Origin of the sequence: Lysinibacillus sp. Y5S-8 (genome assembly GCF_036894365.1) — a bacterium.
GTDB lineage: Bacteria > Bacillota > Bacilli > Bacillales_A > Planococcaceae > Lysinibacillus > Lysinibacillus fusiformis_D.
Map to the genome: position 1 here is coordinate 881268 of NZ_CP145889.1, position 15827 is coordinate 897094.

Sequence of the window (15827 nt, forward strand, 5' to 3'; positions counted from 1 at the left end):
AAAAGAAATGGCATTTACAGAGCAACAGTATGTAGAGATGAGCGAGAAATTACACCAAGTAAAAGAAGAAATTCATCGCTTCATTGTTGGACAGGAAGAAGCAATTGATTATACGTTGTATGCAGTTCTAGCAGATGGTCATGCCTTATTAGAAGGTTTACCAGGATTAGGGAAAACAATGTTAATCCGTACAATTTCTGAAGTACTAGATTTGTCGTTTTCACGTATTCAATTTACACCCGATCTTATGCCTGCTGATATAACAGGGACAAGTATGATTGAACGGACGCCTGATGGCAAGCAACAATTTACATTTCAACCTGGGCCAATCTTTAGTCAAATGGTGTTAGCCGACGAAATTAACCGGGCAACACCGAAAACACAAAGTGCCTTGTTGGAAGCAATGGGAGAAAAAACGGTGACGATTTTGGGGGATACGAAAAAAATGGCAAAACCATTTTTCGTGTTAGCGACTCAAAATCCTATTGAAATGGAAGGAACCTATCCATTACCTGAAGCACAAATGGACCGTTTCCTTTGTAAAATTCTTGTACCGTATCCTGAAAAAAGTGAACTTATGGAAATTATGAAGCGAACGACAGGTGCGCAGGAAATTGGTTTACAGAAGATGATGAATACTGAGGGTCTTACGGAAGCTCAGCAAATGGTGAAAGAAGTAATGGTTGCCGATGAAATGCTGGAATTTGCCACAGATCTAGTGGTGGCTACGCATCCTGAAAGACCAGATGCTCTGGATGAAGTTAAACAATATGCCATGTATGGCAGTGGTCCACGTGGTTTGCAAAGCTTAATAAAACTAGCAAAGGCTAGAGCACTTATGAACGGACGTTTCCATGTTTCTGTAGCTGATATAAAATCTGTTGCAAAACCCGTTTTACGTCACCGAATGCTGTTGAATTATGAAGGGGAGGCTTCAGGGAAAACAGCTGATGATGTAATTGATGTTATTTTAGAAAAAGTTCAACAAGGTGTTAGCAAGTGACAGCAAAATACTTATTGCCCGAAGACTGGTTAGCAAAAATCAGTCGCTTTCAAGTAGCGACGGCCTCCAAACTACGCGGGCAGCATAAGGGCTCGCACCGTTCACAACGCTTCGGGGCTTCTCTCGATTTCTCAGATTTTAGAGAATACCATTTAGGTGATGATGTACGCCAAGTAGATTGGAACGTTTTTGCTCGAACAGAGAAATACTTTATCAAGAGATTTTTAGACGAGCAAGAGATGCGTGTACACATTTTACTCGATACTACTAAATCAATGGGGGAGAGCGCTAAGTGGCTATTTGCTCGTCAAATTGTGGCCTCCCTCGGCTTAATGGTGCTCGGTCGTGATGATCGTTTGTCTTTTTCGTTTGTCCAAGATGAAGTGAAACCACCGTTTCGACGGAAGGGTGCCATGTATCGTAGAGCTTTTTTACAAGTAGTAACAGATATAGAGGAAGCGAATTATGCCAATCGATTTGCACAGGGTGCACTAAAAGCTATGCCTAAGGATAGTACCGTACTCTTCATTATTACAGATGGGTTAGAGCCAATTGAGGAATGGGAGCAGCTGTTAAAAAGACTACCACGCTATGCTGGGGATGTTCGCATTTTGCAAATTGTTACGCAAGAAGAGTTATCACCAAATTATTTGGGGGATGTCCGCCTTCTTGATCGTGAAACAGGCAATGATGTCAATGTGACGATGTCTACTAAAGTATTAGACACCTATCATGCAAGACGATTATTACATGAAGAAGAATTTGAAGCCATTTGCCGTCGCTTTGGCGTTCGAAAATTACAATTGAAAGTGGAAGATGGACTGCAACATGCGATCTTTCAACAATTATTAAAAGCACATTGGATTAGGTGAGGTGAGCCGTATTGGGCTTTAGTCAAATTATATTTAGCTGGACGGCCATCATCCCGGTCATTGTCCTACTCTATTATTTCTTTCGTAAAAAATATACTGATCAAACTGTCTCTTCTACTCTATTTTGGTCTGAAATTATGCAGGAAACCCGTGTATCACCTTATTTAAAGCATTTACAAAAAAATGCCTTACTATATTTACAGCTGCTAGCATTACTGCTACTTGTATTGGCGCTGATGAATCCATATGTGAAAAAATCAACCATTGTGGGTGCACAAACGATATTTATTGTTGATACATCAGCCACAATGCTAGCAGGAAAAGATTCATCAACCTTTGACACACATAAGCAAGAAATGTTGACATTGATGGAAGAGTTGAATGGGCGACCTGTTACATTGATTACAACAGGTGCCGCTCCAAAAGCCGTTTTGCAGCAAGAAACAAATATGAATGACATTGAAAAAGCGATTAAAGATTTACAAGTATCTTATGAAACGGCTGAAATGACGAAGGCACTGGATGTTGCACAGGCATTTGTGGGCGATACACCGACTTCTATCTATGTTTTTACAGATACGCTTGATAAAAAGCAATTACCAATGGATAAAGATTCAGTGAAATGGCTAGTTAGAGGTGCTGCAAAAGACTTAACAAATATCGCCATTACACGCTTTGCTGCAACGACAGATGGTCAGGTTACGATGGCACTTGTACAGCTCCATAATGATACAACTGCTGAACAAAAGGTGACATTAGTGATACAAAATGCAGAGGGTGAAGAGCTGGTAGCAGAACGTGTCGTTGTGCCTCCAAATGAAGCCATTACGAAAACCTTCAAAGATTTGCCCTTAGCAAAATCGATGACAGCTATTATTGATGCAAAGGATGATTATGCCGTAGACAATCAACAAACCGTCTTACTCCAAACGACTACTTCAAAAATTGTTGTTGATCAGGGTATGCATCAGTTGATACAAAAAGGTTTTCAAAGTGTCAGTAGCGGTGTGAAAATCGTTCCGTCTTTACAAGTAGCTGACAATCAGGATGCAACTGTCATCACAAACCAAACAGCCTTATTGGAGAAGATGGAGAAACCGCTAGTATTATTTGGACGTGATGATGCCGAAAAAGTGGAAGCAAGTGGTACAGTAAGTGCTAAAAGTGATGCATTATTTGCTTTTAGCGAACTAAAGGATATTTATGTTAGTGCTATTTATCCTGGATTTTCGGATTATGAAACCATTGCTTCTGTAGGAGATGAGCCGTTTATCCAACGCTCCCCTAAAGGAGATATCGTTGTTTTGGCGGATATTGCTGATACAGATTGGCCATTACATCCATCATTCCCGCTATTTTTATGGAGTACTGAGCAACAGTTAACAGAATCAGTCGGTTCACTTGGTATTTTCACACCAAATGAACAGCGTGCAGTAGCCTTAGCACAAGGAGACTGGAGTGTTTATTCGCAAGAAGATGAGTTTCTTTCTTCTATTACACAGGGCATGTTAACTGCACCAAAACAACCAGGTATTTATATGGTACGTTTAAATAATGAAGAAAAACAATTTATTGTGCAATTGCAAGCCCAAGAACGTGTTATTGAACAAGGAACAAGCTATACATTAGGCGACATTTCAGACAATGGGAAGGAAGAGGTATCGATGGCCTCCTTCGTGCCTTGGATAATTGTGATAATTTTAATTTTGCTTGTTTCAGAGTGGGAGGTGCAACGACGTCGTGGATTTACGAATTGATACGCCATTAGTATTGTTGCTATTACTTCCATTGTTCTTGTATTTTGGATGGACTTATTTTCGAGAACGGCAGCGATTAAAAAAGAGTCATATTGTTGTGCTTGCTATTCGCATAGTAGCGATATGCTGTTTAGTTTTGGCACTTGCAGGGCCGTATTTATTATTACCGATAAAAGAAGAACAGATCGTGTATTTACTAGACCGATCGGCGTCTATGAATGGTACAGAAGATGAGATGGCTCAGTTTATACAGGAGAGCCTACAATCTAAAAAAGAACCCCAACTTGCAGGGATCTATTCTTTTTCTTCCACTTTACAAACAGAAGCCATTTTGTCTAAAGAATTAAAGGATGTACCGAAGCTTACAGAAATCAAAGCAACAGATCAAACGAATATTGAACAAAGTCTACAGCTTGCAACAGGCATTGTTGATCCTAAAAAAGCGACTCGCCTTGTATTATTAACAGATGGTAATGAGACAAAAGGAGATGCTTTAGAATTTGTCTCCAGATTGAAAGGTGCCAATATTAGTGTGGACGTTGTACCTTTTAGTTTACCAGTTGTCCATGATGTGTCGCTCAAAAGCTTTGTCTCCCCTCAGGTTGCTTATGTAGGAGAGCAGCAACAATTAGTAACAGAAATTCATGCAACAGCAGCAGGGCAAGGGGAGCTGTTATTATATGAAAATGATGAGCTAATTCATCGCGAGGCAGTTGAGTTGACGGAAGGTACAAATGTGTTTACCTATAAACACGCAGCATCAGCTGAAGGACTTGTAAAATACGAAGCAGTTATTCAAGTTGGGCAGGATGCTATTTTTGAAAACAATAAATTAACAAGTGTCACAATGGTACAAAGTGAACCCCATTTACTCATCGTCAATGGCTATGAAACAGCTTCACCTATCGCAGCAGCACTTGGTAGTCAATCTATTGCCTATGATGTTGTCGATCCTAAAAGCCTACCAAATGAACTGTCCAGTTATTTACAATATAATGCGATCATTTTTGACAATGTGCCTGGTCATTTAGTTGGTGAGGCGAAAATGAGTGTGATTGAGCAAGCAGTCAAAAACTTTGGGGTTGGTTTCACGATGGTTGGTGGAGAAAATAGTTTTGGTTTAGGAGGCTATTTTAAAACGCCAATTGAAACGTTATTGCCTGTGGAGATGGAAATTAAGGGCAAGGAGCAATTACCTTCATTAGGGCTAGTCATAGTGCTGGATCGTTCTGGCAGTATGCATGGCTCGAAGCTAGAGCTAGCTAAGGAAGCAGCGGCACGTTCTGTTGAAATGCTACGAGATGAGGATACATTAGGCTTTATCGCCTTCGATGATCGTCCTTGGGAAATTATAGAAACCGCACCTCTTAAAAGTAAAGAAGAGGCAGTGGATACCATTCTATCAGTAACACCAGGAGGCGGAACAGAAATCTATAGTTCATTAGCTAAAGCCTATGAAAATCTCGCCGATTTAAAGCTGCAACGTAAACATATTATTCTTTTAACCGATGGGCAATCACAGTCTGGGAATTATGAGGATTTAATTGCTGAGGGAAAAGAAAATGGTATAACTTTATCAACAGTAGCGATTGGACAAGATGCTGATGCTAACTTACTCGAAGCACTTAGTGATATGGGTAGTGGACGGTTCTATGATGTCATTGATGAACAAACCATTCCTTCTATTTTATCTCGTGAAACAGCTATGATTTCTCGCACCTATATTGAGGATAATCCGTTTTATCCAGCAATTTATAATGCCGCAGGATGGAATTCGCTATTTGCCAATGGCGTCCCTCAAATGAATGCTTATATTGGAACGACAGCTAAGCAAGGGACAACCGTAATTGCAGAAAGTGAGAAGGAAGATCCTGTGTTAGCACAATGGCAATATGGACTCGGTAAAACATTTGCTTTTACATCCGATTCAACGGGTAAATGGACAGGAGATTGGGCAAGATGGCAGGACTGGGGAACATTTTGGCAGACGCTTATTTCACAAATGTTGCCAAGCTATAATGATGTTGCCTATGATGTGAGATTAGAAGCTGATGGCTCCTTTATGATTACAGACCCTACAAATGAAGCCGCATTTTTAGACATTGTAGCGGTTAATGAAGCAGGGGAGGAGTTAGAAACTCAGTTAGAAACCATTTCAGCCTCCCAAGTTCGAGCTGTTGTACAGGCCGAACCTGGATTGATTTTCTTCCGTATAGCGGATGAGCAGCAGGCCATTTATCAGGCAGGTCTAAGTGTTCCTTATAGTGCTGAGTATGAACTGCTCCCTGTTAATGAAAAACTGGTTGAAGAGTTAACAAATCAAACAGGGGGAGCTGTTTTAAAGGAACCACAAGATGTGTTCCGTGACTTTACAACTAAAGGAGCGGATCGACAAAACATTGCTACATGGCTTCTTTTAGCAAGTATGCTTCTATTCTTTATGGATATTACCATAAGACGTTTTGGGTGGAGTTTCCTAACAAAAACGAATAAAAAAGAGCAGCCAATTGAGGAGAAACCTGTACAAGCAGAAGACACGAACGTAGCCCAGCTATTAAAGGGTATGAAAAAACGATCATAATATAGTGAAGGCAGTGCAAAATCATTCCATTTTGCACTGCTTTTTTAAATGCTTTGAGGTTTTAAAAAATGGTGGTTTCCGCTAGGAAAATGGTGCAAAGGTGATTGACAAAGTGTAGCCTTCGAAAAGTGCCTCTCAGAGGAGAGAGACGCTCATAAAGAAACTTAAAGACTAGAAAAGGAATCTTCTCGCACATCTTAAAGAATTTCCAAAATCAAAAAGCACTCAGCACCACTCAATAAAGCGAAGAATTAAAACTCTTTACTAGTACCGATTTTCGCAAAGTGCTAGCCACCATAACACCTAAGATGGCCCCGATGGTACTTGATGTTAAAAAGGCTGGCATGAAGAATAATGCGACTACGGATGTCTCCATAAGCAATTTTGCATAGGGTACGGCAATAAGTGAAGCTAGAATACCAGTGCCAAAAACTTCGCCGAATCCTGCTAGCCATGGTTTTCTACTGTATTTGTAGGCAAGGGCCGCACACAATGCACCAATAACACTACCAGGAATCGCTAAAAGAGAGCCTGTACCAGTAAAGATACGAATGATGGCTGTCACAGAGGCAACTAGAACTGTTGGCACGGGTCCTAGTATAATAGCTCCTATTACGTTAACAGCATGCTGAACGGGGTAGGCGCGTGCGATGCCTGTTGGTATGGATACAAAGGTAGATCCTGCTACAGCAATAGCTACTAATAAAGCCATGATTGTCATTTTACGAATTGACATAAGGTTCACTCCTCTTGAATAAAATCATGAGGGAAATTAAAAGGCCGCTTCCTTTAAACAATAGGAAGCGGCCTTGCATAGACAATGACAATAGCAAGTAGCGCCACTTCCCTCCGCTAGTATGAACTAGATCAGGTTCAAAGGGTCCGTACATCATCATATACGTCTCAGCCTTTTAAAGGCTCCCCTAGTGGTAAATATCATTCAATTTTATTAACCAACATTACTGTAACATAATGTTAAAAATAGTCAATGATTTTTCTGACTATTTCGTATCAGGATGCATTAGATGAGGTGCTTTTTTCAATGTCCAGATGAGTGCAAGGAAGAAGCAGGCTAATAATATGATAGATCCGAATATATATGGACTGTTCATATTCCAGTCAAATAGTAAACCAGCTAAGGCTGGACCGATCATATTGCCAAGGCTCATGTAAGCATTATTCAAGCCCGCAGCAAACCCTTGTTCTTTCTCTGCAAGCTTTGAAATTAGTGTATTTACAGCAGGACGAATTAGTGTTGTTGCTGTAGAGAAAATAGTTGCTACAACTAATATAAGAGCGAAGCCAGATACAAACAATATTAAGAAAATAGCAACAGATGCAATAAATAAATTGACTAACACAACTTTCATTTCACCAAAGCGATTAAAAAGTGGTGTAATTACAAACATTTGTACAACTACCCCAAAAGCACCACCGACAACTAAAATAATCGCAATATCTACGGGTGTGTAATTAAATTTTTCTGTCACAAATAATGACAAGGTTGTTTGGAAGTTGGCAATTCCAAACGAGAACACGAGCATGATAATGAGCATAACGAAATAAGGCATATGTATGGAACGAGCCATTTGCTTCGCCAGATTTTCTTGCCTTTGCTTGTCATGTGAAGTGTTTGGTTTAGTAGATGGTAATAAAAAATAAGATAAAATAGATGCAAGTATGGCAGCAACTCCTGCCGTGAAAAATGGAAAATGTAAACTAACCTTTGCTAAGAAACCACCTATTCCTGGCCCTATCATAAAGCCAAGTGACATAGCAGCACCCAACATACTCATACCTTTTCCACGTTCCTCGTAGGTAGTAACGTCAGCTACAAATGCCATAATAGGAGGTGCAACAAATGCGGAACCTAGACCGCCTAAAAAGCGTGCTAAAAATAGCATCCAGACGTCTGTGGCAAGACCAAAACCGATTTGTGCAAGACCTGTCACAATAAGACCGAAAATAATTAAATTTTTCCGACCATACTGATCCGAAAGATTCCCAGCAATTGGAGAAAATACGAATTGAGCTAAGGCGAACGTTGCAATTAGCATACCTAGAACTTGTCCTGCTGCACCGAATATTTTTAAATACTCTGGCATGACAGGAATAATAATTCCAATACTCCCCATTGCGATAAACATATTAAACATTAAAATATATAAAGCCGCCTTATTGGACTTCTGCTGGGTCATCGAATGAACCCCCTTTTTATAATCAAATATACTAAAGTCTATCATAAGATATCCTATCATCATATCGGTTGAAAGTCTGAAATGAAACATACCTGCTAGTGCAGCAATGCCAATCCACGATGTAGAAAACAATAAACAGACAATAGGTGCAGGAAGATAATAGAGAAAGGTCTATCGACAAAATAAAAATTCATCGATAGACCTTTATATGCTTTAACGAATACTCATTTTAAATTCTAAAAACAATTCATTATATTTCCCTAAATAATCTGGTCCTAAATTTTTATAAACTTCTAATGTATCGCGTTGTTCTTCAGAAGGATAGTAGCGTTCATCAGAAACAACTTCTTCATCCATTAAGTCCATAGCAGCGATATTAGGAGTAGAGTAGCCTACATAATCGGCATTTTGTGCACCTGATTCAGCACTTAGCATGAAATTGATAAAGGCATGGGCACCGTCGATATTTTTCGATGTTTTAGGAATGACCATATTATCGAACCATAAATTTGAGCCTTCCTCAGGTACAGCAAAGTCTAGCTCCTCATTTTCATACATCATATCTGCTGCTTGCCCAGACCAAGTAAGGGCTACAGTGGCCTCATTGTTGATCATTAATGGTGTAATTTCATCTCCAATGATGGCTTTTACATTTGGTGCAAGTGTAATTAATTTATCAGTAGCCTCACGTAGTTCCTGATTGTCTAGTGAATTCAGGGAATATCCGAGACTGTTTAAGCCCATTCCAATGACTTCACGAGCACCATCCACTAAAAAGACTTTTCGTTTTAAGGATGGGTCCCATAAATCATCCCAAGAAGAGAAATCTAAATCTCCCACAAGGCTTGGATTGTAGACAATGCCTACTGTTCCCCAGAAATAAGGGACTGAATATTTATTGTCATCATCGAATGGTAAATCTAAAAAGTAAGGATCGATATTTTTAAAATTAGGGATTTTTGTTTTATCTAAAGGAATCAATAAATTTTCTTCCTTCATTTTTTCTATCATATACTCAGATGGAACGGCAATATCATACGCTGTTCCACCTTGTTGAATTTTGGTCATCATCGCTTCATTGGAATCAAATGTCTCGTAGATGACATGAATGCCTGTTTCTTTTTCAAATTGTTTCAACAAGTCAGGATCAATATATTCTCCCCAGTTAAAGATTGTCAACGTGTCTTTTCCACTTTTACCGCCGCCTGCACTTAAGGCGTCAGCCGCATAGAATAAAAGGGCTGAAACAACAAGGATGGCGATGGTAGCTTGAATTAATGACTTCATCGTTGTCCCTCCATTCTTTTACTCGTACGACTTGTAATGAAATAATAACCAACAACGACTAACACCGTAACAAAGAATACCAAACCAGAAATAGCATTAACCGTTAAAGAAATACCTGCACGGGCCATGGAGTAGATTTCTACAGATAATGTGCTGAAGCCATTACCTGTTACGAAAAATGTCACGGCAAAATCATCTAAAGAATACGTAAGGGCAAGGAAGAAGCCCGCAAAAATCCCTGGTTGAATATAAGGAAGAATGACACGCATCATAATATCCTTTTTCGTAGCCCCTAAATCTAATGCTGCATCGATTAACGATTTATTCATTTCTAGTAGTTTAGGTAAAACCATTAGAACAACAATCGGTACACTAAATGCGACATGGGCTAACAAGACAGACGCAAAGCCAAGCTTAATGCCAACCATTGTAAATAAAATTAAGAAGCTAGCACCAATAATAACGTCTGGGCTGACGATTAAGACATTGTTTAAGGATAGTAAAGTATTGCGCATTTTTGAATCCTTGACAGTCACAATACCGATTGCACCTAGTGTGCCAATAATAGTAGAAATCAAAGCAGAAAGTAATGCCACGATTACAGTATTAATTAATATAACAAGAAGACGTGAATCTTCAAAAACAGCTTTATAATGCTCTAAAGTAAAGGATTCAAAGTGATTCATGGAGCCGCCACTATTGAACGAGTAAAAAATTAAATAGAAGATGGGAGCATACAGAACGATAAAAACAATCGTTAAATAGACTTTAGCTGATGCAGATAGTTTGTTCATCGTACGCGACCTCCTTTATCTTTTTGTCCCGTAACAAGCATAATAATCACCATGAATAAAATTAAGAACACAGCAATAGTAGAACCCATCCCCCAATTTTGTGTTACAAGAAATTGCTGTTCAATCGCTGTACCAAGGGTGATGACGCGATTTCCGGCAATTAAGCGTGTAATCATGAACAGGGATAGCGCTGGAATAAAGACAACTTGAATTCCAGATTTAACGCCATCCATTGTTAATGGTAAAACAACACGGCGGAAAGTTGTAAAAGCAGAGGCACCTAAATCACGTGCTGCATAAATAAGCGTTGGGTTTAATCGATCTAAGGAGTTGAAGATCGGTAAAATCATAAACGGAATAAAGATATAGACCGATACAAAGACAAAGCTAATATCAGTAAAGAGCATTTGCTTAGGATCGAAGCCAAATACTTCGATAAATGCATTAATTGGTCCATATAATCCAAAGATGCCGATAAAGGCATATGTTTTTAACAATAGATTAATCCAAGAAGGAATAATGATGAGCAGAAGCCAAAGCTGTTTATGCTTTGTCTTCGTTAAGAAATAAGCAGTTGGGTATGAAATTAATAAAGTAAAGAATGTAATTAAAAAGGCATACCAAAACGAGCTCAATGTCATCTTTAAGTAAACAGAAGTAAAGAACGCTTTATAGTTATCGAGCGTGAAATTGCCATGTAAATCAAGTAGGGAATAATAAACAACGAGGGCAATCGGCGCGATAACGAAAAAGGCAATCCATAGCACATATGGAAATAATGCTGATTTCGATGTCTTAGTTTGCATCTTCATCGTCTCCATATGATTCTAATCGTTTATCGAACTCTTCCTCAGTTTCATTTAAGCGCATTACGTGAATAGCCTCAGGATCAAAGCCTAAGCCAATTTCTGTCCCTACTTCTGCTTTTTTCAATGAATGGACTAGCCATTCATTGCCATCTTTATCGTACGTCGATAATTCATAATGTACGCCTCGGAATAATTGTGTATCCACTTTCACCACAAGTTTCCCTTTATCGATAGTTGTCATTTCTAAATCTTCTGGTCGAATAACAATATCAATTTTTTCATTTGGTTTCATCCCTTGGTCGACACATTCGAAAATTTTGCCAGCAAATTCAACTTTGAAATCTTCAATCATCACACCTGGTACAATATTAGATTCACCAATAAAGTCAGCCACGAAGCGGTTAATCGGTTCATCATAAATATCCACTGGCGTACCTGATTGCTGAATTTGTCCTTCACTTAAAACAAAAATCTCATCACTCATAGCAAGTGCTTCTTCTTGATCATGTGTAACAAAGACAAAGGTTTTGCCAAGACGTTGCTGTAATTCACGCAATTCATACTGCATTTCAGTACGTAGCTTTAAGTCTAATGCGGAAAGTGGCTCATCCAGTAAAATGACTTCAGGGTCATTAACAATGGCACGCGCAATCGCCACACGTTGACGCTGCCCACCAGACATTTCAGAGATTTCGCGGTTGCTGTAGCCTGCCAAATTGACAAATTTTAATGCCTCAGCCACACGTTCCTTTATTTCATTTTCAGGCAGCTTTTTAATGCGTAGTCCAAATGCGACATTTTCGAAAACATTTAAATGAGGAAATAGCGCATAATCTTGAAAAACAGTATTGACCTGACGTTCATTTGCAGGTACTGCATTAATTTTTTTATCGTGGAAAAATATATCTCCAGTCGTTGGTTCTGTGAAACCAGCAATAATTCGTAAAATGGTTGTTTTTCCACAACCAGATGGACCAAGGAGTGTATAAAATTTACCCTTTTCAAGCTCCAAGTTGATATTCTTTAAGACGACGGTACCGTCACTATAAGACTTTGAAACATTTTCAAAGCGGATAATGGAATTCGTTGTCATTGATGCGCCTCCTTAAGCTATAAATAAGAATCTGTTGCAACGAGTAAAATTTTAGTTTCATCTGCATGTGCATTAAAAATTTGATGATGATCTGTCGCGTCAAAATAAAGAGCATTGCCCTCACTTGCGATATACTGTTCATTCCCTAAAACAAGACGAATACGTCCTTTGACAACATAAATAAATGTTTCTGAGAGCGACGGCTCAAATTGCTTGAATTCGCCATCAGCAGCAAAGGTTAAGAAAATGGGTTCCATCTCTTTTTCGTTAGATGTAGGGATTAGCCATTGAATTTCATAATTTTTTTCTTCATCTGTATAGATAGATTGGTCTTCTTCTGTATAGACAACCTTTTGTTCAGGTGAGTCATCATCAAAAAAATCTTTAGGTGTTGAACCTAACACTTCCAAAATAGAAAATAATGTTTCAATAGAAGGTGAGTTTAAATCACGTTCTAATTGGGAGATATAACCTTTACTTAAATCTGTACGTTCTCCAAGTTCCTCTTGGGTAAGACCTTTTTTTAAACGAAGCGCTTTAATTTTTGCTCCTATTTGCATCTTTTCCCTCCTAGAAGAAGTTTAGCAATCATAAACTTTTGAAATACGAAGTTTACTTTAACGAAACTTTTAGTTTACTAAAACCATTACAATTATACATAATAATTTTTTTTTTGCAATCATTTTTCGTGAAAAAAATAGCTATAAAATGTTAAAAAATCAGGCATAAAGAAAATGGAGAAAAATTTTGTATAGGGTAGAATATTTTTGTTAAAAATAGTGAATAAATAGGCTGTAGCAGTCATTTCATTTGTGGATTTGACGATTTCTTGTCATGCCACTTCAAACGTACAAACGAGCGGAGTTTACTTGTTTGAAAAACTGCGATTACTCTGCTATCGTAGAAGATGAGTTCGCTTGTGCGAATGGAATATATAAACTACATATTTATTCGGAGGGATTTATTATGGCAGAACGCATGGTAGGTAAACAAGCACCTGACTTTACAATGGAAGCAGTACTTTCAGACAAATCATTTGGTAAAGTATCATTAGAAGATATTAAAGCACAAGACAAATGGACAGTTCTTTTCTTCTATCCAATGGATTTCACATTTGTATGTCCAACTGAAATCACTGCAATGAGTGATCGTTATGACGAGTTTGAAGACTTAGATGCAGAAGTAATCGGTGTTTCTACAGACACAATCCACACTCACTTAGCATGGATTAACACAGACCGCACTCAAAATGGTCTTGGTGAATTAAAATACCCATTAGCTGCAGATACAAACCACCAAGTTTCGAAAGAATATGGTGTTTTAATTGAAGAAGAAGGTATCGCATTACGTGGTCTATTCATCATCAACCCAGAAGGCGAATTAAAATACCAAACAGTATTCGATAACAACATCGGCCGTGATGTTGATGAAACGTTACGTGTACTTCAAGCACTTCAAACTGGTGGTCTTTGCCCAGCAAACTGGCGTCCAGGTCAAGCAACTCTATAATCTAAATAGAGTCGAGTCATTATGGAACAAATTAAGAGTCCCCACGACAAGTTTGTGGGGACTTTTAACTGAATTTTTGTTTTTGAGAAGGGTTTTCAATCGTTATCGAACTATTTGAAAACAACCTATATATTGGAGGAGGATTTTTATGAAACTTCGTGAACAAATGCCTGAACTAGTAGGTGCAACGACTTGGTTAAACGGGGAAGTGACAAAAGCTGAATTAGTAGGCGAGAAACCAACATTAATCCACTTTTGGTCAGTAAGCTGTCATTTATGTAAAGAAGCAATGCCGGACGTCAATAATTTCCGTGATCAATTTAAAGATGAATTAAATGTTGTAGCAGTACATATGCCGCGTTCTGAGGCAGACACTGATTTAGATACAATCAAAGCAGTAGCAGCAGAACATGATATTGTGCAACCAATCTTTGTAGATAGTGAAATGAAACTAACAGATGCTTTTGAAAACCAATATGTACCAGCATATTTTGTGTTTGATAAAGATGGTCAGCTGCGTCATATGCAAGCTGGAGGAAGTGGTATGAAAATGCTAGAAAAGCGTGTCAATCGCGTGCTAGATGAGATGCGTAACGCTGAATAATAAAAAGAAGTTTAGACGGGGATCAAGGTCCTCGTCTTTTTTAGTTATCCAACATTGACGAATAGACTCTTGTTTTAACAATACATATGATAAAGAATAAGCTACAATGGTGGTATAGTAGTTTTCGGAGGGATTTTTTATGATGAAAAAAGAGTTTGCGGTCATAGGGCTTGGACGTTTTGGAGGAAGTATTGTTCGTGAATTAATGAGTCAGGGTGCACAGGTGATGGCAATTGACCATTCTTCAGAGCGTGTAGATGAATTTGCCTCCATTGCTACCCAGGCTGTCATTGCAGATTCAACTGATGAATCGGTACTGAATTCATTAGGTATCCGTAATTTTGAGCATGTTATTGTAGCAATTGGTGAAGATATTCAGGCAAGTATATTAACAACGATTATTTTAAAGGAAATTGGTGTTGAGCAAATTACAGTAAAGGCTCAAAATGACTATCATGAAAAAGTTTTACGTAAAATTGGTGCAGATTTTGTTGTCCATCCTGAGCGAGATATGGGGATTCGTATTGCTAATAATATGTTATCTAATACAGTGCTAGATTATTTAGAACTCTCGGATGAACATTCAATTATGGAGTTAAAGGCAAATGACGCGATTGCAGGATACTCCATTATGGATTTAGATATTCGAGCAAAATATGGCATTAACATTGTAGGAATCAAGCGTGGAGCTGATATTATCGTGTCTCCACAAGCAAGTGATAAGATTTTACTAGGAGATATTATGCTTGTGATAGGTGCTGACGTTGATATAAATCGCTTTGTTAAAAAGGCATTGAATGGGTAATGGCAAATGACTAAACGAAGATGGAGACTTATTATTTTTGCCGCTGTTTTACTAATTGGTGCTTTTATCATGCAATATCGAGAAAAAAATGAAGATGAGGCAATCTCCCTAATTTTAGATCATGCCACAGAAATCGATGCAATTGAATTATTGCAAGGGGACCAATCTTTATTGCAAGCTACAGGAGATGAAGCAAAAGACTTTATAGAGAAACATCCATTAAGTCATGTAAGAGATCTTTCTAAAAAGGAAAGAACAATTTTTGAAGAAGAGCCAGCTTATCATATTGTTTATAAAATGAAAGAAAAGCCTCTTTATGAGGTGGAAATTTTAAAGGTAGCCATTCGTTCTGAGCTTGATGAAGAATTGCAACAAATGGTCTTCACCGTTGGCGATACACAATATTTGGTTTATTGGGCCAGTGAGAAAAAAGCCCTCGAACAATCAACCAATACACAAAGGTTACTCGAACAATTCGGACAATAACGCAAGTAGTGATTCAGCAATAAGGGCTG

Annotated in this window: 15 protein-coding genes and 1 riboswitch; of the genes, 8 read left to right on the forward strand and 7 right to left on the reverse strand. The window is 38.4% G+C overall.

The window, feature by feature from the left end:
* Positions 1–7 precede the first annotated feature (7 nt).
* Genes V6670_RS04070 through V6670_RS04085 form a run of 4 tightly spaced genes read left to right on the forward strand, consistent with a single transcriptional unit; the run spans position 8 to position 6213 of the window.
* Positions 8–1003 carry a MoxR family ATPase gene (locus V6670_RS04070; RefSeq protein ID WP_141904838.1) on the forward strand — a complete coding sequence of 332 codons (996 nt, stop codon included), beginning with the start codon at positions 8–10 and terminating at the stop codon, positions 1001–1003.
* Positions 1000–1875, forward strand: coding sequence for a DUF58 domain-containing protein (locus V6670_RS04075; protein ID WP_141904839.1), 876 nt, complete (start codon positions 1000–1002; stop codon positions 1873–1875). The genes V6670_RS04070 and V6670_RS04075 overlap by 4 nt, the downstream gene beginning before the upstream one ends.
* A gap of 11 nt (positions 1876–1886) precedes the next feature.
* Complete coding sequence (locus V6670_RS04080; protein WP_338652757.1) at positions 1887–3632, forward strand: BatA and WFA domain-containing protein; 1746 nt, start codon at positions 1887–1889, stop codon at positions 3630–3632.
* Positions 3616–6213, forward strand: a complete 2598-nt coding sequence (locus V6670_RS04085; RefSeq protein WP_338652758.1) for a VWA domain-containing protein — start codon at positions 3616–3618, stop codon at positions 6211–6213. The genes V6670_RS04080 and V6670_RS04085 overlap by 17 nt, the downstream gene beginning before the upstream one ends.
* A 235-nt stretch (positions 6214–6448) precedes the next feature.
* Here V6670_RS04085 and thiW read toward each other — a convergent pair whose 3' ends face one another.
* The 7 genes from thiW to V6670_RS04120 form a co-directional block, all read right to left on the reverse strand.
* Positions 6449–6949 carry an energy coupling factor transporter S component ThiW gene (gene thiW, locus V6670_RS04090; protein WP_141904842.1) on the reverse strand — a complete coding sequence of 167 codons (501 nt, stop codon included), beginning with the start codon at positions 6947–6949 and terminating at the stop codon, positions 6449–6451.
* Positions 6950–7040: 91 nt separating this feature from the next.
* A riboswitch (TPP riboswitch) is annotated at positions 7041–7148 on the reverse strand.
* 66 nt (positions 7149–7214) lie between these two features.
* Positions 7215–8411 (reverse strand): MFS transporter, encoded by a 1197-nt coding sequence (locus V6670_RS04095; RefSeq protein ID WP_141904843.1) that lies wholly within the window; start codon positions 8409–8411, stop codon positions 7215–7217.
* A 213-nt stretch (positions 8412–8624) separates the two neighbouring features.
* Positions 8625–9698, reverse strand: a complete 1074-nt coding sequence (locus V6670_RS04100; protein WP_036125543.1) for an ABC transporter substrate-binding protein — start codon at positions 9696–9698, stop codon at positions 8625–8627.
* The gene (locus V6670_RS04105) at positions 9695–10492 is read right to left on the reverse strand and encodes an ABC transporter permease (protein ID WP_036125540.1); all 798 of its coding nucleotides are present in this window, start codon (positions 10490–10492) and stop codon (positions 9695–9697) included. The genes V6670_RS04100 and V6670_RS04105 overlap by 4 nt, the downstream gene beginning before the upstream one ends.
* A complete protein-coding gene (locus tag V6670_RS04110; protein ID WP_036125538.1) occupies positions 10489–11298 on the reverse strand; it encodes an ABC transporter permease in 810 nt (269 codons plus the stop codon). The genes V6670_RS04105 and V6670_RS04110 overlap by 4 nt, the downstream gene beginning before the upstream one ends.
* Positions 11288–12394, reverse strand: a complete 1107-nt coding sequence (locus tag V6670_RS04115; RefSeq protein WP_036125536.1) for an ABC transporter ATP-binding protein — start codon at positions 12392–12394, stop codon at positions 11288–11290. Before V6670_RS04115 ends, V6670_RS04110 begins: the two co-directional genes overlap by 11 nt.
* Positions 12395–12411: 17 nt before the next feature.
* Positions 12412–12954 (reverse strand): XRE family transcriptional regulator, encoded by a 543-nt coding sequence (locus tag V6670_RS04120; RefSeq protein WP_036125534.1) that lies wholly within the window; start codon positions 12952–12954, stop codon positions 12412–12414.
* Positions 12955–13360: 406 nt separating this feature from the next.
* On the opposite strand from V6670_RS04120, the gene V6670_RS04125 reads away from it, so the two are divergent.
* The 4 genes from V6670_RS04125 (at position 13361) to V6670_RS04140 (ending at position 15798) form a co-directional block, all read left to right on the forward strand.
* Positions 13361–13903: a peroxiredoxin gene (locus V6670_RS04125; RefSeq protein WP_004224676.1), complete on the forward strand. Its 543-nt coding sequence runs from the start codon at positions 13361–13363 to the stop codon at positions 13901–13903.
* Positions 13904–14051: 148 nt separating this feature from the next.
* Complete coding sequence (locus V6670_RS04130) at positions 14052–14507, forward strand: TlpA disulfide reductase family protein (RefSeq protein ID WP_036125531.1); 456 nt, start codon at positions 14052–14054, stop codon at positions 14505–14507.
* Between the two features lie 142 nt (positions 14508–14649).
* Positions 14650–15312: a TrkA family potassium uptake protein gene (locus tag V6670_RS04135; RefSeq protein WP_004224679.1), complete on the forward strand. Its 663-nt coding sequence runs from the start codon at positions 14650–14652 to the stop codon at positions 15310–15312.
* Positions 15313–15318: 6 nt separating this feature from the next.
* Positions 15319–15798 (forward strand): hypothetical protein, encoded by a 480-nt coding sequence (locus V6670_RS04140; protein ID WP_338652768.1) that lies wholly within the window; start codon positions 15319–15321, stop codon positions 15796–15798.
* The last annotated feature ends 29 nt before the right edge of the window (positions 15799–15827 follow it).